The sequence below is a fragment of the Xylanimonas oleitrophica genome (assembly GCF_003244315.1).
GTDB classification, from domain to species: Bacteria; Actinomycetota; Actinomycetes; order Actinomycetales; family Cellulomonadaceae; genus Xylanimonas_A; species Xylanimonas_A oleitrophica.
Genome location: NZ_QKWH01000015.1, coordinates 1 through 19564, shown reverse-complemented (window position 1 = coordinate 19564; position 19564 = coordinate 1). Strand labels below are relative to the sequence as shown.

The 19564-nt window shown below is 71.4% G+C and carries 18 protein-coding genes and 1 pseudogene; 3 read left to right on the top strand and 16 right to left on the bottom strand.

The features are described from left to right. Positions 1 to 46: 46 nt before the first annotated feature. Positions 47 to 1582 (top strand): arabinosylfuranosidase ArfA, encoded by a 1536-nt coding sequence (gene arfA, locus DNL40_RS14430; protein ID WP_111251965.1) that lies wholly within the window; start codon positions 47 to 49, stop codon positions 1580 to 1582. 137 nt (positions 1583 to 1719) lie between these two features. Here arfA and DNL40_RS14425 read toward each other — a convergent pair whose 3' ends face one another. The 4 genes from DNL40_RS14425 to DNL40_RS14410 are packed head-to-tail and all read right to left on the bottom strand — an operon-like array spanning position 1720 to position 6759. Beyond that, positions 1720 to 3651 (bottom strand): glycoside hydrolase family 127 protein, encoded by a 1932-nt coding sequence (locus DNL40_RS14425; protein WP_111251964.1) that lies wholly within the window; start codon positions 3649 to 3651, stop codon positions 1720 to 1722. A gap of 44 nt (positions 3652 to 3695) precedes the next feature. After that, on the bottom strand, positions 3696 to 4511 hold the full coding sequence (locus DNL40_RS14420) for a carbohydrate ABC transporter permease (protein ID WP_111251963.1): 816 nt from the start codon (positions 4509 to 4511) through the stop codon (positions 3696 to 3698). Next, on the bottom strand, positions 4508 to 5476 hold the full coding sequence (locus DNL40_RS14415) for a carbohydrate ABC transporter permease (protein ID WP_111251962.1): 969 nt from the start codon (positions 5474 to 5476) through the stop codon (positions 4508 to 4510). Before DNL40_RS14415 ends, DNL40_RS14420 begins: the two co-directional genes overlap by 4 nt. Further along, positions 5476 to 6759 (bottom strand): sugar ABC transporter substrate-binding protein, encoded by a 1284-nt coding sequence (locus DNL40_RS14410; protein WP_111251961.1) that lies wholly within the window; start codon positions 6757 to 6759, stop codon positions 5476 to 5478. The genes DNL40_RS14415 and DNL40_RS14410 overlap by 1 nt, the downstream gene beginning before the upstream one ends. Positions 6760 to 6972: 213 nt before the next feature. On the opposite strand from DNL40_RS14410, the gene DNL40_RS14405 reads away from it, so the two are divergent. After that, positions 6973 to 8001 (top strand): LacI family DNA-binding transcriptional regulator, encoded by a 1029-nt coding sequence (locus DNL40_RS14405; protein ID WP_111251960.1) that lies wholly within the window; start codon positions 6973 to 6975, stop codon positions 7999 to 8001. Between the two features lie 70 nt (positions 8002 to 8071). Here DNL40_RS14405 and araA read toward each other — a convergent pair whose 3' ends face one another. From araA to DNL40_RS16975, 10 genes are all read right to left on the bottom strand, one after another. Then, positions 8072 to 9583, bottom strand: a complete 1512-nt coding sequence (araA, locus tag DNL40_RS14400; RefSeq protein ID WP_111251959.1) for an L-arabinose isomerase — start codon at positions 9581 to 9583, stop codon at positions 8072 to 8074. A gap of 26 nt (positions 9584 to 9609) precedes the next feature. Beyond that, positions 9610 to 10308, bottom strand: a complete 699-nt coding sequence (locus DNL40_RS14395) for an L-ribulose-5-phosphate 4-epimerase (protein ID WP_111251958.1) — start codon at positions 10306 to 10308, stop codon at positions 9610 to 9612. 11 nt (positions 10309 to 10319) lie between these two features. Further along, entirely contained in the window at positions 10320 to 11936 is a 1617-nt protein-coding gene (locus DNL40_RS14390) for a xylulokinase (RefSeq protein ID WP_111252032.1), read from the bottom strand. A 121-nt stretch (positions 11937 to 12057) separates the two neighbouring features. Continuing rightward, complete coding sequence (locus DNL40_RS14385; protein ID WP_111252031.1) at positions 12058 to 13125, bottom strand: LacI family DNA-binding transcriptional regulator; 1068 nt, start codon at positions 13123 to 13125, stop codon at positions 12058 to 12060. Positions 13126 to 13150: 25 nt separating this feature from the next. Next, entirely contained in the window at positions 13151 to 13978 is an 828-nt protein-coding gene (proC, locus tag DNL40_RS14380) for a pyrroline-5-carboxylate reductase (RefSeq protein WP_245885959.1), read from the bottom strand. A 128-nt stretch (positions 13979 to 14106) separates the two neighbouring features. Further along, positions 14107 to 14331, bottom strand: a complete 225-nt coding sequence (locus tag DNL40_RS16250) for a DUF6959 family protein (protein ID WP_146252107.1) — start codon at positions 14329 to 14331, stop codon at positions 14107 to 14109. A 782-nt stretch (positions 14332 to 15113) separates the two neighbouring features. Beyond that, complete coding sequence (locus DNL40_RS16245; protein WP_146252106.1) at positions 15114 to 15497, bottom strand: hypothetical protein; 384 nt, start codon at positions 15495 to 15497, stop codon at positions 15114 to 15116. 217 nt (positions 15498 to 15714) lie between these two features. Beyond that, a complete protein-coding gene (locus tag DNL40_RS14375; protein WP_111251957.1) occupies positions 15715 to 16353 on the bottom strand; it encodes a T6SS immunity protein Tdi1 domain-containing protein in 639 nt (212 codons plus the stop codon). An 82-nt stretch (positions 16354 to 16435) separates the two neighbouring features. Next, a complete protein-coding gene (locus DNL40_RS14370; RefSeq protein WP_146252105.1) occupies positions 16436 to 17011 on the bottom strand; it encodes an SMI1/KNR4 family protein in 576 nt (191 codons plus the stop codon). Next, on the bottom strand, positions 17011 to 17790 hold the full coding sequence (locus tag DNL40_RS16975; protein WP_342766652.1) for a polymorphic toxin-type HINT domain-containing protein: 780 nt from the start codon (positions 17788 to 17790) through the stop codon (positions 17011 to 17013). The genes DNL40_RS14370 and DNL40_RS16975 overlap by 1 nt, the downstream gene beginning before the upstream one ends. Positions 17791 to 18078: 288 nt before the next feature. Here DNL40_RS16975 and DNL40_RS16970 point away from each other — a divergent pair. Further along, positions 18079 to 18351 (top strand): annotated as a pseudogene (locus DNL40_RS16970) (RstR family transcriptional repressor); the annotation flags it as partial. Between the two features lie 6 nt (positions 18352 to 18357). Here the strand turns inward: DNL40_RS16970 and DNL40_RS14355 are convergent. Continuing rightward, positions 18358 to 18819, bottom strand: coding sequence for a DUF4265 domain-containing protein (locus tag DNL40_RS14355; RefSeq protein WP_218926076.1), 462 nt, complete (start codon positions 18817 to 18819; stop codon positions 18358 to 18360). Then, positions 18816 to 19241 (bottom strand): HNH endonuclease, encoded by a 426-nt coding sequence (locus DNL40_RS16510; RefSeq protein WP_218926075.1) that lies wholly within the window; start codon positions 19239 to 19241, stop codon positions 18816 to 18818. The genes DNL40_RS14355 and DNL40_RS16510 overlap by 4 nt, the downstream gene beginning before the upstream one ends. Positions 19242 to 19564 lie beyond the last annotated feature (323 nt).

Sequence of the window (19564 nt, the reverse complement as noted above, 5' to 3'; positions counted from 1 at the left end):
ACCGCTAATGTACATCGATGTAATCGACTCTCCGCAGAGGATCACCATGAGCGACAACGCCGTCCGCGTCACCCTCCACCCCGCGTTCCGCAAGGGCCGCGTCGACCGCCGCCTGTTCGGCTCCTTCGTCGAGCACCTGGGCCGCGCGGTCTACACCGGCATCTACGAGCCCGGGCACCCCACGGCCGACGAGCACGGGTTCCGCGGCGACGTCGCCGGGCTCACCCGCGAGCTGGGCGTGACCGTGGTCCGCTACCCCGGCGGCAACTTCGTCTCGAACTACGTGTGGGAGGACGGCGTCGGGCCCGTCGAGCAGCGCAAGCCGTTCCTCGACCTGGCGTGGCGCACCGTCGAGCCCTACCTGGTGGGCACCGACGAGTTCCTGCAGTGGGCGGAGCGCGAGGGCATCGAGCCGATGATGGCCGTGAACCTCGGCACCCGCGGCGTCGAGGCGGCCGCCGCGCTCGTCGAGTACTGCAACGGCGAGGCCGGCACCCGCTGGGCCGACCTGCGCATCGCCAACGGCCGCGAGAAGCCCTACGGCGTGCGGCTGTGGTGCCTGGGCAACGAGATGGACGGGCCCTGGCAGATCGGGCACAAGGACGCCCACGAGTACGGAAAGCTCGCCGCCCAGGCCGGGCACGCCATGAAGCTCGTGGACCCGAGCATCGAGCTCGTCGTCTGCGGGTCCAGCTCCATGCAGATGCCCACCTTCGGCGAGTGGGAGCGCACCGTCCTGTCGTACACGTACGACATCGTCGACCACATCTCCATGCACGCCTACTACGAGGAGCTCGACGGCGACCGCGGCTCCTTCCTCGCCTCGGGCACCGCCATGGACCGTTTCGTGGACCGCGTGGTGGCCTCGGCGGACGCCGTCGGCGCCGAGCGCCGCTCGGACAAGAAGATCACCATCAGCTTCGACGAGTGGAACGTCTGGTACCTGGAGTCCCGGTTCCCCGGCGAGAAGAACCTCCCGATCCAGCGGGACGCCCCGCGCATCATCGAGGACGTCTACTCGGGCCTGGACGCCGTCGTCGTCGGCGACCTCCTGGTCACCCTGCTCAACCACGCCGACCGCGTCCCCGTCGCGGCCCTCGCCCAGCTCGTCAACGTCATCGCACCGATCATGACCGAACCCGGCGGCGAGGCCTGGCGCCAGCCCACCTTCCACCCGTTCGCGACGACGGCGCGCCTCGCCCGCGGCGAGGCGCTCGACGTGCGTGTCACCACGCCGTCGTACGGCACCGCCCGCCACGGCGAGGTGCCCGTGGTGACGGCGGCCGCCACCGTGGACGACGACGGCGCGCTGGCCCTGTTCCTCACCAACAGGTCCGCCGAGCCGGTCGAGGTGGAGATCGACCACGTCGGCTCCGCGCTCGCCGTGCACGAGGGGCTGCGGATGCTCGCCGACCACGAGCCGGCCGTGCACGGCCCGCAGCACGCGGCGCGCGTGGCAGAGCGGTGCTGGGGCCCCGTCGACGTCACGACGGCGGTGCGCCCCGCCCAGGGCGCGCGCACCACCGTGCGCCTCGAGCCCGAGTCCTGGACGGCCCTGGCAGGGACGCTCACGACGGCGTGACCCGCACCCGGGCGCGCGCAGGGGGCGCGCCCGGCCCGGCGTCAGGGCCAGGACGCCAGACCCGAGACGCCAGGCCCAACATGCCAGAAGGAGCGCACGGAGAACCGTGCGCTCCTTCTGGCACCGACGCCGGACCGTCAGCCCTGCGGGATCCACACCCGCATGGTCGACGGGCCCCGCTCGGCCCACGAGTGGTACGGCACCAGCGGCACCAGGCGCTCCCCCGCACCACGGCCCACCTCGCGCGCCGGCGCGTCACCGTACGGCCAGTCACCGTCCACGGCCTCGACCGTGCGCACCGGCACCCGCACCTGGCCACCGTCGTCCACCGGCGGCACGTCCGTGCGCACCCGTGCCCCCGCGACGTCGGCGCCCAGGTCCACCGACTCCAGCGCCATCACCACCGGGCCCCGCTCCACGGCGACCTGGCCCCGCACCGCGTCCACCCGCGGGTCGGCCCACGTCCACCGCGCAGCCACCGGCAGCTCGAGCACGACAACCTCGCCGGCCGCCGGGCCCGCCACCTGCACGTAGCCCGGCTCGGCCCGTCGCGCCCCCTGCGCGCTGCGGACCACCGCCCCGCTCGCCCACGCCGGCACCCGCAGCGTCAGCTCCCACGGACCCGCGGGCGCCTCGACCACCTCCACCTCGACCCGGCCCTCGTCGGGGTAGCTCGTGCGCACCCGCAGCACCACCGCGCCCCCGGCCAGGTGTGCACGCACCGTCGCCGCGGCGTACTGGTGCAGCTGCACGCCCGCCTCGTCCTGCGACGCGACGTACGCCCCCAGCGACGCGAACGTGCGCGTCAGGTTCGTGGGGCAGCACGACACCTCGAAGAACGGCGCCCGCAGGCTCGACGCGGCGCGCGGGCTCGCCACGTCCGGGTCCACCTCACGGCCGGGCACCCGCTGGTGCAGCGTGTTCGTGTAGTAGAACGCCTGCCCGTCCTCCGCCGGCGACGTCGCCACCACGTTGAACAGCGTGCGCTCCACGGCGTCCGCGTGGCGGGCGTCGCCCGTGGCCAGCAGCAGCCGGTGGTTCAGCATGACCGACGCCACGCCCGCGCACGTCTCCGAGTACGACCGGTCCGGCGGCAGCTCGAAGTCCACCCCGAACGACTCGCCCTCGTGGTGCGCCCCCATCCCACCGGTCAGGTACGTGCGCCGCGCCAGCGTCGCCAGCGTCTGCGACACGACGGCGCCCAGCAGCTCCTCGTCGCCCGTCTCCGTGGCCACGTCCGCCGCCCCAGCGGCCAGGTACAGGGCCCGCACCGCGTGCCCCGCCAGCACCTCCGCCTCCCGGACCGGCACGTCGTCCTGGTAGTACGTGGCACCCAGCTCGATGTCGCCCAGCACCCCGTGCCCGCGGCGGTCCACGAACGCGCGCGCCTGGTCCAGGTAGCGACGCTCCCCCGTGACCCGGTACAGCTCCACCAGCGCCACCTCGATCTCCGGGTGGCCGCACACGCGCTGGTCGCCGTCCGGGCCGAACTGGCGGCACACGTGGTCGGCTGCCCGCACCGCCACCTGCACCAGCTCGTCGTCGCCGTGCGTGCGCGCCCGCGCCACCCCCGCCTGGATCAGGTGACCGAAGCAGTACAGCTCGTGGCCCCACTGCAGGTCGCTGTAACGCTCCCCCTGCCCCGACCGGCCGAACATCGTGTTCACGTAGCCGTCCGGCTCCTGCGCCGCGGCCACCCGGGCCGTCAGCCGCCGCAGGCGGGCGTCCAGGTCGGCGTCCCCCGTGCGGCCCACCTCCCAGGCCATCGCCTCCAGCAGCTTGTAGATCTCCGAGTCGGAGAACTCGCGGCCCCTCCGGGCCCCGGGCAGGCGGCCCTGCGCGGCGGCGTCGAAGTTGCCCGCCCAGCCCATGCGCTCCACCCAGCGCTCCACGTGCGGGATCAGCGCCGAGGCGTTCAGCTCCTGGCGCTCGGCCCAGAAGCCGCCGTCCAGGGTGACCTCGCCGAGCCCCAACGGGCGCCAGCGGCTCGAGGAAGGGACGAACGGGAGGCCGGCGTGGGCGCCCGCCTCCGGGCGCAGGCCGGTGCCGGCCGGGTGCGTGACGGTCATGGGAGGTCCTTCAGGTAGAGGTGAGAGGGAGAGCGACCGGGCTGTCACTTGACGGCGCCGACGGTGAGCCCGTCGCGCAGCAGCCGGTAGGTCGCGGTGAAGACGATGAGGATCGGGATCGACGTGAGCACGGCGAGCGCCATCAGCCCGGGCCAGTCGATGCCGAACGCGGAGACCTGCTGGGACAGCAGCGCCGAGAGCGGGTACTTGCCCGGGGTGAGGAAGAACCGCACCGCATAGAGGAACTCGCCCCACGCGAGCAGGAACGTGATCGACGCGACCGTCAGCACGCCGTTGCGGGCGATCGGCAGCGCGATCGACCAGAACGTGCGCAGGGTCCCAGCGCCGTCGAGCGCCCCCGCCTCTTCCAGCGAGGGCGGGACGGACCTGAAGAACGGGCGCAGCAGCAGAGTCGCGAAGGGGGTCAGGAGCGCGGCGTCCGCGAGGATCACGGCTCCCACCTGGTCGAGCATCCCCCAGTTGCCCAGCAGGTCGAAGAGCGGGATGACCTGGGCCGTCTGCGGCAGCATCTGGAGCACCACCAGCAGGCCCAGCCCGACGGTGGCGACCCAGCCGCGGGTGCGTGCGAGCCCGTACGCGCCGGGCACCGCGACCAGCAGGACGAGCGCGGTGGTGCCGGTCGCGATGGTGACCGACTGGCCCAGCGCCGTGAGCAGCGCGCCGTCCAGCGAGCGGGCGTACGCGTCCAGGGTGGGGCGGAACAGGAGGCTCGACTGCGTCCCGAAGACGTCGGACGAGCTCTTGAGCGAGGTCAGGACGATCCACAGGATCGGCAGACCGTAGAGCAGCGTGAAGGCTGCCTTGACGGTGACGGCCACGGGGCCGGCCTTGAGGTTCACGAGTCGGCCTCCTCCTTGCGGATGCTGCGGGCGTAGACCGCGGCCAGCACGAGCACACCGACGACGGCGAGGACCGACGTCGCAGCACCGAGCCCGTAGTCGTAGCGGCTGAAGGCCTGCAGGTACCCCAGGAACGGGAGCGTGTTGGTGGCCGTGCCAGGCCCGCCGTACGTCATGACGTAGATGAAGTCGAAGCTGCGGAACGCGTAGACGATCGTCAGCACGAGCAGCACGAGCGTGGTGGCACGGACGGCCGGGATCATGACGTACCGCACCTCTCCCCACCTCGTGGCGCCGTCGAGCGCGGCGGCCTCGAAGACCTCGGGGTCGATGGTCAGGAGCGCCGCCCGGTACACGAGGGCGTTGAAGGGGATGACGGCGAACGCGCCGACGAACGCGACGGACAGCAGCGCCCACGTGGTGTCGTAGAGGAACGGCACGGGGGTCTGGGCGCCGAGGGCGAGCAGCACGGTGTTGACGAGCCCACCGTCGCCCAGCAGGAACTTCCAGACGGAGCCGTTGACCACAGGCGGCAGCGCCCACACGAACACCATGAGGGCCAGGAGGAAGCCAGACCAGCGGCCAGCGGTGCGCAGGGCCACGGCGGCGGTGAACCCGCCGACCATGCCCAGCACCGTCACCACGAGGACGACCACGAGCGTGCGGCCGAGCGCCGGCCCGCTCTCCCCGGCCGCGAAGCCCTGGGCGTAGTTCTCGAGGCCTGCGAACTGCCACCCGGGGGCGTTGATGGTCCGCTGGGTGACGTCGTGCAGGCTCATCCAGACGAGCTGGAGCAGCGGGAAGACTCCCAGGACCCCCATGAGCGCCGCGGCGGGCAGGAGGAACACGACCCTGCGCCGCGAGGCGCGGACCGCCCGGGTGTCGGGGCGCGTCGGCCGGCTGCTCCCCTCGACCGGCGCCTCGGCGACCGCCGCGGCACCGGCCAGGGTGGGGGCGCCGGACATCAGCCGAGGAGCCCTTCGAGCGTCGCCTGGGCGCCGCGCGCGGCGTCGGCGGCGGTGCGCTGGCCACCGATGACGGCGCTCCAGGCCTGGCCCATGGCCAGCTGCAGGTCGGCCACCGCCTCGGCCGGGACGACGCCGTCCGGGTAGTTGGCGCCCGAGCGCTCGATCGACTCCGCGAAGGGGGCCAGGAGGGTGTTGCTCGTGACCACCTCGTCCTGGGCGGCGTCGGCCCGCGACGGGATGGAGCCCACGATCTCCGGGGCGAGGAGCTGACCCTCGGTCGAGAAGTAGGTGGCCTCCAGGTAGTCCCACGCGAGCTCGGGGTCGTCGCTGTGGGCGCCGATGGCCTGGCCCTCGCCACCCAGGTAGACCTTGCCGTCCGTGCCGACCGGCAGCGGCACGACACCGTACTCGAACTGCGCGTCGGCCTCGGCGGTGCCCTGCTGCCAGTTGCCGTTGGCGGCGAAGGCGAACCCGCCGGCGGCGAACTGCTGGAACGGCACCGTCTGGTCCCAGTTCACCGACTCCTGGGGCAGCCAACCCTGCTCGACCCAGCCGCGCACCCGGCCCAGACCGGCCTCGAGCGCCCCGGCGTCCGGGGCCTCGTAGGTGAACCCGGCGTCGGTGAGCCAGGGGTACGCCTGCCACTCGCCCTGGGAGTTGGGCAGGCCCGAGAGGGTGATGCCCTGGTACCCGGCCTCCTTGGCCTGGGCCATGGCGGACTCGAGCTCGTCCATCGTGGTGGGCGGCTCGACGCCGATCTCGGCGAGGATGTCGGCGTTGTACCAGAGGCCGAGGAGGTTGACGTAGCCCTGCGCCGCGTACATGGTGCCGTCCACCTCGTGGATGACGCTGTCAGGGAACTGGTCGGCGTCGGCGAAGGCGTCCCAGTGCTCGTCCAGGGGGGCGAGGGCCCCTGCGAGAGCGAGGGTGGAGGCCTCGGCGCCGTTGAAGACGACGACGTCGGGGCCCTGGCCGGCGCCTGCCGCCGAGATGAGCTTGGAGTTCATCTGGTCGTAGGGGACGAAGACGTTCTCGACGGTGGCGCCCTCGTGCTGGGCCTCGAACATGGCCTTGTACTCCTCCATGAGCCGCACCTGCTGCTCGTCGGTGAAGTAGTGCCAGACGGTCACGGTGCCGTCGCCACCGGTGGCGGAGCCCCCGGTGCCGGTGCTGCCGCCTCCCGAGCAGGCGGTGAGCGCCAGGGCTCCGGCGACGGCGGCCGCCGTCGTGGCGAGACGGCGGGCGGAGAACGTGTGCGCGTCGTTGCGGTGGATCCTCATCGATGCTCCAGGTGATGCGCCGGGCGGGGCCCGGGAGTCGAAGGGCACCCCGTCACCTCGTCGAGGCGGGGTGAGGACCCGGACGGCGATGCCCGAAAGTCCCCGAAACCCTTTTCGGGCACGCTAACATTGGCTGCGCGAGAGTGCAAGGATGTTCTCGTGAGAAGGTTTTCGCGTCTCGGCGGTCCGCCGACCCAGCAGCAGGAGGTACCCGTGGCCAGCTCCGTCGGCCCGAGCCGCGCCCGGAAGGTCACGCTGCGCGACGTCGCCCAGCTCGCCGGGGTCTCGGTCGCGACCGCGTCCAAGGCCCTCAACGGCCGCGACGAGGTGAGCGAGGAGACCCGACGGCGCGTCACGGAGGTGGCCGAGCGGCTCGCCTTCACGCCCAACACGCTCGCGCAGTCCATCCTCGCTGGCCGCTCCGGCACCGTCGGGCTGCTGACGAACGACCTCGACGGCCGCTTCTCGCTCCCCATCCTCATGGGCGCGGAGGACGCCTTCGGCGCGGGCCAGATGTCGGTCTTCCTGTGCGACGCGCGGGAAGACGCGATCCGTGAGCAGCACCACCTCAAGGCCCTGCTGGGGCGCCGCGTCGACGGCCTCATCGTCGTGGGCTCCAAGACGGACCCGCGCCCGCCGCTGGGCAGCAAGGTCCCCGTTCCGGTCGTCTACGCCTATGCCCCCTCGACCGACCCGGCCGACTCCTCGGTGGTGGTCGACAACGTGCGGGCCGGGCGCGCGGCCGTCGAGCACCTGCTGGCCACCGGGCGCAGGCACGTCGCCCACGTCTCCGGTGACGTCTCGTACTCCGCGGCCCGTGACCGTGCCGCCGGGGCGGGGGCCGCCCTCGCCGAGGCCGGGCTGGACCACGTGGGTCCCGTCCGCTACGGCTCGTGGTCGGAAGCCTGGGGGCGCGCGGCCGTCGCCGCACTGCTGGACGCCGACGAACCGGTCGACGCCGTCGTCTGCGGCAGCGATCAGATCGCGCGCGGCGTCCTGGACGCCCTGCGCGACCGTGGCGTGCGGGTGCCCGACGACGTCGCCGTGGTCGGGTTCGACAACTGGGAACCGATGATCTCCGGGTCCCGCCCGGGGCTCACCAGCGTGGACATGCGCTTCCAGGACATGGGCAGGCGCGCGGCCGAGCGGCTGTTCGCCGCGCTGGACGGCAGCGACCACCCCGGCGTCGAGGCCATCGAGCCGCGCCTGGTGGTCCGCGGCTCCACGGTGCCGGAGGCCTGAGCCCCCCAGCACGCCGTCGTGCCGGGGCGGTCGCACGACGACCACCCCGGCACGACGTTCTCCAGGCTCCTCAGAGCCCCTGGGCCAGCCGGTGGTAGGCGGCGTTCCAGCGCACCTGGTCGGCGAACCCGCGGCGCGTGGTGGACTCGTCGATGACGAGCAGCTCGGTGCGCGCGATCTGGGCGAACACCTCGAACGCCTCGACGCCGGCCGCCGTGGACAGCACCGTGTGGTGCGCGCCGCCCGCGGTCAGCCAGGCCTCGGCCGACACCTCGAACGAGGGGCGCGGCTTCCACACCGCGCGCGCCACCGGCAGGTGCGGCAGCGGGGCGGGCGGAGCGACGACGTCGACCACGTTGGCCGTGAGGCGGAACCGGTCCCGCATGTCCGCGAGCGACACGACGACGGCGCCCTCGGTGGCGTCGGCGTCGAACACCATGCGCACCGGGTCCTCCTTGCCGCCGATGCCGAGCGGGTGGATCTCCACGCGCGGCTTCGACGTCGTCAGGGAGGGGCAGATCTCGAGCATGTGGGCGCCGAGGATGAGCTCGGACCCCGGCGTGAGGTCGTAGGTGTAGTCCTCCATGAGGGAGGCGCCACCCGGCAGGCCCTCGCCCATGACCTTGGCGGCCCGCACGAGCACGGCCGTCTTCCAGTCGCCCTCGGCGCCGAACCCGTAGCCCTTGCCCATGAGGCGCTGCACGGCGATGCCGGGGAGCTGGCGCAGGTCGCCCAGGTCCTCGAAGTTGGTGGTGAACGCCTTGGCGCCGACCGACTCGAGGAACGTCTCGAGGGCGATCTCCTGACGGGCGGCGTAGCGCAGCGACTCGTGACGGTCACCGCCGCGGCGCAGCTCGGGCACGACGTCGTACAGCTCCTCGTACTCGGCCACGAGGGTGTCGACGTCGGCGTCCGCCACGGCGTCGACGGCGGCCACGAGGTCGTTGACGCCCCAGGTGTTGACCGAGACGCCGAACCGCAGCTCCGCCTCAGTCTTGTCCCCCTCGGTGACGGCGACGTTGCGCATGTTGTCGCCGAACCGCACCAGCTTGAGCTCGTGGGTGGCGGCCCAGCCCGCGGCGCCGCGCACCCAGGTGCCCACGCGGCGCGTGACCGCCGGGTTGGACACGTGGCCCACCACGGTGGTGCGGGCCACGCCCAGGCGGGCGGCCAGGTAGGCGTACTCGCGGTCGCCGTGGGCCGCCTGGTTGAGGTTCATGAAGTCGAAGTCGATGCTGTCCCACGGCAGCTCGACGTTCGCCTGCGTGTGCAGGTGCAGCAGCGGCTTGCGCAGCGCGTCGAGCCCGGAGATCCACATCTTGGCCGGGCTGAACGTGTGCATCCACGTGATGACGCCGAGCACGCGGTCGTCGCTGTTGGCGTCCAGCATGGCGCGGCGGATGGAGGCGGCGTCCTTGAGGACGGGCTTCCACACGATCGTGGCGGGCACGTCGGCGGACGCGTCGAGGGCGCGGGCGACCTCCTGCGACTGCTCGGCCACCTGGCGCAGGGTCTCCTCGCCGTAGAGGTCCTGGCTGCCGGTGAAGAACCAGACCTCGCGGTCGGCGTAGGGCTTGCTCATGCTCGTTCTCCTTCGGGGGCGCAGCGTCAGCGCTGGCCGTAGACGTTCTGGTAGCGGGCGTACAGGGAGTCGATCGCGTCCTGCGGGATGGGCAGCGGCTCGCCGAGCTGGCGCGAGACGTGCACCGCGCGGGCGACCTCCTCGAGCAGGACGGCGGCCTTGACGGCGGCCTTGGCGTCCTTGCCGATGGTGAAGGGGCCGTGGTTCTGCATGAGCACGGCGGGGCTGCGGTGGCCGGTGAGCGTCTCGACGATGCCGCGGCCGATGGAGTCGTCGCCGATGATCGCGAACGGCCCCACAGGCACCGGGCCGCCGAACTCGTCGGCCATCATCGTCAGGACGCAGGGGATCTCCTCGCCGCGGGCGGCCCAGGCCGCCGCGTACGTGGAGTGGGTGTGCACCACCCCGTTCACGTGGTCCATGTGCCGGTAGACGTAGGCGTGGGCCGCGGTGTCCGACGACGGGTTGCGGGTGCCCTCGACGAGGTTCCCGTCCAGGTCGCAGACGACCATGGCCTCGGCGTCCAGCTCGTCGTAGGAGACGCCCGAGGGCTTGATGACGAACAGGTCGGGGTGGCCGTCGGTGCCGGGCACCCGCTCGGACACGTTGCCCGCCGTCCACACCACCAGCTCCCAGCGGGGCAGCTCGGCGTGCAGCGCGGCCACGCGCTCCTTGGCGGCGTCGACGGCGGCCCGCATCGCGGCGGGCACCTCGGTGGTGGTCATCACTCGCTCCTTCAGATGGACTCGGTCGCGGCGCGCTCGACGGCGAGGCCTGCGACGTACTGGTCGAGGTAGGTGGCGTAGCCGGCGACGTCGGCCGGGTCGGGCTCGGCGACGACGGTCTGCGCGTCCGCGAAGACCTCCTGCGCCAGCCAGGTTCCGAGGTCGCGGCCGGAGGCGGAGCCGTCGGCCGTCGCGCGCTGGTAGGCGGCCAGCACGGCGATGCCCCAGGCGCCGCCCTCGGCCGCCGTGTCGCCCACGGCCACGGGAGCGCCGACGGCGGCGGCCAGCAGGCTCTGGGCCACCCCCGCCGTCCGGAACAGGCCGCCGTGCGCGAACATCGAGTCCACGGTGACGCCTTCCTCGGCCAGCACGCGCATGCCGAGGCTGAGGGTGGCGAAGACGCCGTAGACCTGGGCGCGGGCGAACCCGGCCAGGTCCAGGCGCGAGCCGGGCGTGCGGACGAACAGCGGGCGGCCCTCGTCGAGGCCGGTGATGGGCTCGCCCGACAGGTAGTTGTAGGCGAGCAGGCCGCCGCCGTCGGCCTGGCCGTCGAGGGCGGCGCGCAGGAGCGCGCCGAAGATCTCGCCGCGGTCGACGTCGTGGCCGAGCGCCGCGGTGAGCTCGCCGAACAGGTCGACCCACGCCCCCAGCTCGCTGGCACCGTTGTTGCAGTGCACCATCGCCACCGGGTCGCCGGCGGGCGTGGTGACGACGTCGATCTCGTGGTGCACGCGCTCGAGCGCCTTCTCCAGCACCACCATCGCGAAGATGCTGGTGCCCGCGCTGACGTTGCCGGTGCGGGGCGCCACCGCGTTGGTGGCGACCATGCCGGTACCGGCGTCGCCCTCGGGCGGGCACAGCGGCACGCCCGGCCGCAGCGTGCCGGTCGGGTCCAGGAGCGCGGCGCCCTCGGCCGTGAGCGTGCCGGCGTCGGCCCCGGCGGGGAGCACGCGCGGCAGCAGGTCCGCGATGCGCAGGTGCGCTCCGTGGGCCGCGGCCAGCTCGTCGAAGCGGGCCAGCAGCGCGGCGTCGTAGTCGTGGGTGGCCGGGTCGATGGGGAACATGCCCGACGCGTCGCCGACGCCCAGCACGTGCTGCCCCGTCAGGAGCTCGTGGACGTAGCCGGCGAGCGTGGTGAACGAGCGCACCTGGGGCACGTGCGGCTCGGCGTCGAGCACCGCCTGGTAGAGGTGGGCGACCGACCAGCGCAGGGGGATGTTCTGCCCGAACGCCTCGGTGAGCTCGGCTGCCGCCGGGCCGGTGGAGGTGTTGCGCCAGGTGCGGAACGGCACCAGCAGCTCTCCGGCCTCGTCGAAGGCGAGGTAGCCGTGCATCATCGCCGAGACGCCGAGGGAACCGAACGTCTCGGGGCGCACGCCGTAGCGCTGCTCGACGTCGGCCACCAGGGCCGCGTACGCCTGCTGCACGCCGGTGCGGACGTCGTCGAGCGAGTACGTCCACACGCCGTCCTCGAGCCGGTTCTCCCAGGCGTGGCTGCCGCTGGCGAGCGGAGCGTTGTCGGGGCCCACCAGGCAGGCCTTGATGTTGGTGGAGCCGAGCTCGATCCCGAGGGACGTGCGGCCCGTGGTGATGGCGGCGCGGACCGCCGTCGCGTCGTGCTGCGCCATGGCGCGGTGCTCCGTCCTCGCCGCGCGTCCTCGCCCGGCGTCGTCGATCGTCACCGGGGCGGCGGGCCTCCGGTGCACTGATGTTAACGCTCACATCTGGGTGGGCGCCACCGTCCGGCACCTACCGTGGCACGGCCGTGCTGCCCCGCACCACCAGCTCGGGCTCGATGACGGCCGCGACCCGCGGGCCGTCGTCGTGGCCCCGCTCCGGCCGCTGGTGCGGGTGGCTCGGCGGCCCCGGCCGGCCCGGCTGCTGGCCCGACCGCTCCTGGAGCAGCGTCCGCATCGCCGCCTGCCCCAGCGCGGCGAACGGCTGACGCACCGTGGTCAGCGCCGGCACCAGGTAGGCGCTGCCCTCGATGTCGTCGAACCCCACCACCGAGACGTCCCGCGGCACCCGGACGCCGTGCTCCCAGAACGCGCGCAGCAGGCCCGTCGCCAGGTAGTCGTTGCCCGCCACCACGGCCGTGGGGCCGCCGGCCTCGCGCACCTCGGCGGCGAGCCGCTCCCCCACCTCGTACCCGCGGCGGGCCGACCAGTCACCTGCCTCGACCACCACCGGCTCCAGGCCGCGGGCCTCCATCGCCTCGCGATAGCCCCCGGCCCGCTCGACGGCGTCGAACCACCCGCCCGGCCCCGCCACGTGCACGACGGCGGTGTGCGCGAGGTCCAGCAGGTGCTCGGTAGCCATCTGGGCGCCGCGCCGCTGGTCCACGCACACGTACCGCGCGGGCGACGTCGTCGGGACCCCTGGGCGCGCGGCGACCACCACCACCGGCAGCGTCGGTGCGACGTCGTCGACCACGTGGGCGACGTCCTCCAGCGGCGCGACGACGACGACACCGTCCACGCCCTGGTCCACGAGCTGGTCGAGGGCGACTGCGGCCGCCGCGGCGTCGTACGCAGCCAGCGAGCTGACGGACACGAAATAGCCCTCGGCGCGCGCTGCGGCCTCCACGGCCAGCACCGTGCTCGCCGGGCCGAAGTGCGCGTTGCCCACCGTGAGGATGCCGACGGTGGTGCTGCGCGCCGTCACCAGCGCGCGCGCCGCCCGGTTGGGCCGGTAGCCCAGCTCCTCGATCGCCGCCAGCACCCGCTCACGGGTGGCCGGGCGCACGCTCGGGTGCGCGTTCAGCACGCGCGAGACGGTCTGGTGGGACACCCCCGCCCGCGCGGCGACGTCGGACATCGCCGGCGGGCGACCGGCGGCCACCTCAGTCCCCCAGCTCGGCCGCGATCTCCTCGGCCCGCTCGCAGGACGCCGCGACGGCGTCGATGAACGCCGCCCGCACCGCCGCCTGGTCCAGACGGCGCAGGCCGGCGATCGTCGTACCGCCCGGCGAGGTCACGCGCTCGCGGGCCAGGGCCGGGTGCTCCCCCGTCTCCGCGATCAGCCGGGCCGAGCCCAGCAGCGTCTGCCGGGCCAGGCGGCTCGACAGGTCACGCGGCAGGCCCGCAGCGACGCCCGCCTCCGTGAGGGCGTCCAGCACGTAGAACACGTAGGCGGGGCCGGAACCCGAGATCGCCGCCGCGGGCGTCTGGTAGGCCTCCGGCACGCGGACCACGTCACCCGTGCCCGCCAGCACCGCCTCCACCAGGGCGACCTGCTCGTCCGTGACCGACTCGCCCGCGCTCAGCACCGACATGCCCGCACCGATCGCCGCCGGCGTGTTCGGCATGACCCGCACCACCGGCTGACGCGCCGGCAGACGATCCTCGAAGAACGACGTCGGCAGACCCACCGCCACGCTCACCACCACGGCGTGGTGAGGCAGCGCGTCCCCCACCTGCGTGAGCATCGCCGCCACGTCCTTCGGCTTCACCGCGATCACCACGACGTCGGCGCCCTCGACGGCGGCCACGTTGTCCGTCGTCGTGCGCACCCCGTGGCGGTCGGCCAGCTCCTGCAGCCGCTCCGGGCGGCGCACCGTGGCCGTCACGTGCTCCGGCGCCAGGCCCGCCCGCAGCGCACCCGCCAGCACGGCCTCTCCCATGTTCCCCGTGCCCAGCATCGCCAGGCGCACGTCGCTCAGGTTCGTCACGGGGCCCACCGTACGCGGGCTTCACCTGCGGTGCGGCGGACCGGCGCAGGACGGACTTGAGCCTGGGGCGCAACTCGTGCCGAGCCATTGCCTGCGCCGGTGAAACGCGCTCTATTCGTGATCACACTTCACCGAACGTACGGAAGGGCAACACCTGCAGCGGCCATCATCTCCTCGTAAAGTGACAGCCACTCGCGAACAGTCTGAGTAGCGAGTCCGTCAGGAAGCTCTTGTTCGAGGTCTTCAAGGAGGTTCGCGAGCGAGTCCCCCTGAACAAGGAGCCCCGGGAACCTCCGCTCAGGGTCACGTACGAGCCGCAGATTTCCGCGCCGATCAATGATCTCAGGGTCCATTTTCAACCTACCGGATTGAAGGTTATGTGAGGCAGATCGTCCGCGAGCCGCCCCGTGAATACGTCAATTTGACGCCCGTACCCCAACTCAGCCGCACCGCGCGGCACCGTCCACACCTGGGCGGACACCGAAGATCGCCGCTCCTCGATCTGCGTACCATCGGTGCGTATCCGGTTCCCACCCCGACACGTCCCCGTCCGCCTCCGTATCTCTCAGGGCGAGGCATCCATAGGGCGCCGCGACCTCGAAGGCGACAAGCATCTTCGACATCAGAAGGACATACCTCTTCCCTTGGATGCGCTCTGCACGATCTGAGAAACCACTCCGCCTTGCCTCCGTGCGCAGGAGAGGCAGTGAGGCCAAGCGGTCTGGGGGGTTCCACGCGACACTAGCGCGGTCGGAGGCTGGTGGTCAGGAAGTTCCCCATCGATGAGCCGCCCGTACACTTCAGCGGCCGCCTCGTCAGACGCGAGGGAACCGTCTCGCCAGAAGCCAAGGTCAAAACTCACGCGAACCTCCGATCAAACGTTCGAGGACAGGGCATCATCGGTCAATCCACACGTCAATTACGCCGGTCAGACTGCGGCCGTCGGACGCCCCCACGGAATTCCCAGGAGAATCCAGCCATTCGTCGAAATCGCGTGGCGACGGAGGTTTTCTCGCGCCGCCTCCCTCAACTTTAACTCCGAGCCAACGCCCGTCGATTCGCACAGTGCCGTCGTAGAGCCCTCGGACGCCCTGACGCAAATGACCGCAGAGCGACGCGAGGCGTCACATGCTGGCTACCAGCCTTCCCGAGCCCCGCCGACTTCGTCCCATACGACGAAATGGACACCCCTCAAGATTCTCTCAGTGATCTCGTACATCGGGTCAAGTGCAGGATTGGCCCCGGACGCGGTCCACGAAACGACGACGTTCGCCTCGCGCCCAGACCTAAACTTGCCTTGGGCTACGCCATTCACATACCACGAGACAAGGCTCGGATCTGCATCGACCTCCGCGTAAAGAGTGCCACCCGCGACCTCCACATGGAAGTCTGAAGAGGAAGGACCGAGCCTCCTCAGATCGGGAACTGTCGCGAGCCCGACCGCCTCTGCGAGGAAGTCGACGTCGACCGTCCTGTCCGGATCGTCAACCCTAGCAAGAACTGCGAATGTATAGGCCACGCATACCTCACAGTTGTCCAGTTGGCAAATACGTACGCAACACAGAGCCCTTCGTTGTCACGAAGCCAGGCATCTTTGGTAGCCCGGGGCTGCCCCGCATCCACACGGCCGGTATCGACCGCTAGCTGACGGCCGAGCCTACTGCGCGGAAATGTCCGAACGTCAACCGCCCTTTCAGGCTCCCCGCGCGTTCGCGATCGGCCTTCCAGTCCGCCCGTCACTGATCACGCGTGACCTCGTCAACGAGGGACCCCGGTGGAAGGTCCCTGACGGACTGACGCAACTGACCACAGATCGACCAATACACGTCCAAGTCAACGACCTCAAGGTTCTCGACTGTGTCTTGACCGCCGAGGAACAACGGGACGCGATACCCCACGCACTGCCCCCGCTGCAGCGGGAGCACACCACTGTTACCTGCTGACCACGCCTGGAAGTGCTCCGCCGCCAACGCAGCGTCCGCGTACTCGATGAGCTCCTGGTCATGGAAGGTCACGAATGACAGCGGGATCTCGAGCGCCTCGCCCGTGCCTGGCTCAAGCAGAATCACCTGAGGCTGGCCCGCATCGACACGGCCTGTATCGAGCGCGAGCTGACGGCCGAGCCAGTCATAACCGAAGGGCAAGACTCGTGTAGCGAGCTCCGGGAACGCCTCGACGACCAGGGCCAACCCTTGCGGACCGGACCGCGCCTCGTGCACCCGATATAGCCCGCCACCAAAGGAGGCACCGGCGAACTCGGCCATGAACTCGGCATATCCCTCTACGCCAGCGAACCGCTCGTCGCGCCAGGACGCTCCCGTCGCGGAGGCCGCGTCCCGGAGCGTCGCGTACTGCGCGCGGAAATGTTCGAACATCAACCGCCCTTTCAGCCGATCACCACCCGGACCAGGCAGGCCCGGCTCACCATCACTCAAGGTGGCTGACGCCGAGCTCAGCTCAGTCGCGCCACCATGCGATGTCGGGGTTGAGCTCGGCGGCGACGCCCGCGAAAACGAGGTCGTCCATCTCCAGATAGCCGCTGGGGTCGACGAAGAAGATCCCTCGGTTGAACGCCGCAGCCAGCGTCTCCGTCAGAGCGTCCAGTGAGCCGAACTCGATCGGATGCTCGGATTCCTCGATCCTGAAATGACGCACGGGCCCCGTTGCTGCCTGGCTGAGGTCGAGGACGTAGAAGTCACCGCCACCGTTGGCGAACAGGGGCAGCCAGCCGACCGTCCACCGGGCGTCGTTCGCGAAGGCTCGGTAGTTGGCGAGTGCGTCTTCGAGGGACAGCAGGTAGAAGCCCGGAAAGAGATGGATGTCGTCGACCGCGGCGACGCTCGCGGTCGAGGTACCGTTCTTCCACCCGTACAGCGTCTCCAACTCGGGTGATGACGGGAGATCCACTGTTGAAAGGGAGGACCGCACCGCCTCGGCCGGGACGCCCCCCTGGAGCGACTCCAGCAGGACTCGTCGGCCGAGGCGCTCCAGCGCCTTCTCAATCGTCGCGAGCGAAGAGGAGAGGTCAGTCATCACGGTCCAAACATCACATCGAAGGGATCACCGGGCCCGATCCCGAATCTCTGGAAGAACGAGCTCAACACGCCGCCCTGGTAACTCTGCTCGGCGATCGGCACCGGGTTGACGAACGATCCGCAACCACCCTGAGCAGAGCAGGCGAAGGGGTACTCGTCCAGCGACTGCCCAGCCGGAGCCGGAGGCTGACCACGCAACGCAGCCCGTCGGTTCGCGTCCCGAGCCGCGCCAGTCACTCGGTTCAGGCGGGTCGGGGCGCCATTCGCGACGGCGGTGTCAAACGTGTTCGCGATACCCGGAGCGCGGCTCCGGCTGAACACGACCGTCGGCACCTTCGGTGCTGCGTTTGCGGCGTCGCAGTTGTGGACGAGTACCGGCTGCGCCGCGGAGTCGGCCGCCACATAGTACGTGTGGTCGACCGCCACGGTGAGGTTGCGCACCGACGCATACCGCTGCTCCACCTCGACCGCGGTGACCTGGACCCACGTGCCGGCCGAGGTCTGCAACCAGTTCCCGGCAGCCAGGTCGATCGCATCCGCCCAGGCCTGGACCTTCGGCACCCAGAACGGATGCTCGTCCGTGGCCACGATCTGCTGCGTGTGCGCACGGTCATCAGTCAACGTGACCGTCACCAGCGTGTTGAGCCCCTCTCCGGGGATCAGCGCCGTGACCTCACGCCCACCGGTCTTCTGACCGGTCTTCTCGTCGGCCGCAAGAACCCTGTCCCCGACCTGGACCTTCTCGATGCGCTTGCGCGTCCCGTCAGCAAGAACCACCAGCGTGCCCGGCACGAAGCTGTTGCTGCAGCCCGTCCTGGCAGGCTGCGACTGGGCAGGCTTCCCTGCCGGCTTGGCAGCCGCCGGGCGTGCCGCAGGCCGCGCCGACGCCGCTGGCCGCGCCGGTGGCCGCGCAGCCACTCTGGCCGTCCGGGACGCAGACCGCGCCGGAGCTGCCCCCTTCAGCGCCCGCGCCGCCGGCCCCGCAGCCTTGCTGGCCACGCGGCCCAGCGGACCAGCCACCAGGCCGGTGGCAGCACCGATGGTCACGTCGCGGGCTACCGTTCCGGTGCCCACGTCACCCAGACCCGCCGCTACGAAGCCGGCACCAGCCAGCCCACCCTCGACGTCCTGTGGGCCCTCGCCCTCGCCGTCGGCCTCTCCGTCAGCACCGACGCTCTGGTCTTCAACGAAGATGAGCGCGGTCCCGCCGACGACCAGCTCCGCCTCCACCTCGAAGCACTCAACCAGCTCGACGACGACGAGAAGAACACCGTCATCAACCTCATCGAGTCCGTCCTGCTACGACACCAAGCCCGCCGGCTCGCGCGCAGCAGCTGACCCGGCTCAGGCGGTCTTGCCGGTCTCGTACATGAGCCGCTGGGCCTTCTCCTGCTCGTGCAGGTAGTCGGCTACCTGCTGGGCATGCTTCTGGTCGCGAGCATCGACGGCGAGCAAGCTGGGCGACGACCACTCGACCTGGGCACCCAGCGCTTCCAGCTCCTCGACTGTCGAGTCGCGGTTCCCAAAGTTGCCGCGCTCGAAGTAGACGCGGAACACGTAGCGCCCCGAAGCGGTGGACACCCGGCGAACCATGTAGTCGGCGTCCACCTCGACGACGTCGCCCAACGCGAGGTCGTACGCGAAGAACGGGATGCAACACAGCTCGAAGTGCCGATCATCGACCTTGCGCGCCCAGAGTTGCTCGGTCGTCACGTTCGTGTCGGCCGGGTCGACATCGATGGCGATGATGAAGTTCGACCGATCCCGCCACACGGGTTCGCGATGGACAGCTTCTCTCACACTCACGGGAACAGCCCCCACCAATCCGGAGGCCACATCCCGCGATAGCCAGGCGGCGGATTCACCGGGAAGTCTCGGGCTCCCTTGGACGCGTTGCACCACCAACAGGTGGTCTGAGCATTGTCGAGCATGGCGTTGCCTCCACGCGAGCGCGGGATGACGTGGTCGACCTGCGGCCGGTCGGTCTCCATTCGGCAGTAGACGCAGACGTTCGGGTCGTCATCCAGGACGTCGTTCTTCACCGAGCGCGGGAACGCCTTGCCCGCAGTCTCGCCGCCAGCCGATCCAGCCTTGATCGCCGGGGCTCCAGCGTTTGCGGCGTCGCAGTTGTGGACGAGTACCGGCTGCGCCGCGGAGTCCGCGGCCACATAGTACGTGTGGTCGACCGCCACGGTGAGGTTGTGCACCGACGCATACCGCTGCTCCACCTCGACCGCGGTGACCGCGACTGGGCAGGCTTCCCTGCCGGCTTGGCAGCCGCCGGGCGTGCCGCAGGCCGCGCCGACGCCGCTGGCCGCGCCGGTGGCCGCGCAGCCACTCTGGCCGTCCGGGACGCAGACCGCGCCGGAGCTGCCCCCTTCAGCGCCCGCGCCGCCGGCCCCGCAGCCTTGCTGGCCACGCGGCCCAGCGGACCAGCCACCAGGCCGGTGGCAGCACCGATGGTCACGTCGCGGGCTACCGTTCCGGTGCCCACGTCACCCAGACCCGCCGCTACGAAGCCGGCACCAGCCAGCCCACCCTCGACGTCCTG

Excerpts from the sequence above, each read along its gene's own strand:
- arfA (WP_111251965.1), top strand. The coding sequence starts at position 47 with ATGAGCGACAACGCCGTCCGCGTCACCCTCCACCCCGCGTTCCGCAAG.
- DNL40_RS14425 (WP_111251964.1), bottom strand. The coding sequence starts at position 3,651 with ATGACCGTCACGCACCCGGCCGGCACCGGCCTGCGCCCGGAGGCGGGC.
- DNL40_RS14415 (WP_111251962.1), bottom strand. The coding sequence starts at position 5,476 with ATGTCCGGCGCCCCCACCCTGGCCGGTGCCGCGGCGGTCGCCGAGGCG.
- DNL40_RS14410 (WP_111251961.1), bottom strand. The coding sequence starts at position 6,759 with ATGAGGATCCACCGCAACGACGCGCACACGTTCTCCGCCCGCCGTCTC.
- araA (WP_111251959.1), bottom strand. The coding sequence starts at position 9,583 with ATGAGCAAGCCCTACGCCGACCGCGAGGTCTGGTTCTTCACCGGCAGC.
- DNL40_RS14395 (WP_111251958.1), bottom strand. The coding sequence starts at position 10,308 with ATGACCACCACCGAGGTGCCCGCCGCGATGCGGGCCGCCGTCGACGCC.
- DNL40_RS14390 (WP_111252032.1), bottom strand. The coding sequence starts at position 11,936 with ATGGCGCAGCACGACGCGACGGCGGTCCGCGCCGCCATCACCACGGGC.
- DNL40_RS14385 (WP_111252031.1), bottom strand. The coding sequence starts at position 13,125 with ATGTCCGACGTCGCCGCGCGGGCGGGGGTGTCCCACCAGACCGTCTCG.
- DNL40_RS16250 (WP_146252107.1), bottom strand. The coding sequence starts at position 14,331 with ATGGACCCTGAGATCATTGATCGGCGCGGAAATCTGCGGCTCGTACGT.
- DNL40_RS14375 (WP_111251957.1), bottom strand. The coding sequence starts at position 16,353 with ATGTTCGAACATTTCCGCGCGCAGTACGCGACGCTCCGGGACGCGGCC.
- DNL40_RS14370 (WP_146252105.1), bottom strand. The coding sequence starts at position 17,011 with ATGACTGACCTCTCCTCTTCGCTCGCGACGATTGAGAAGGCGCTGGAG.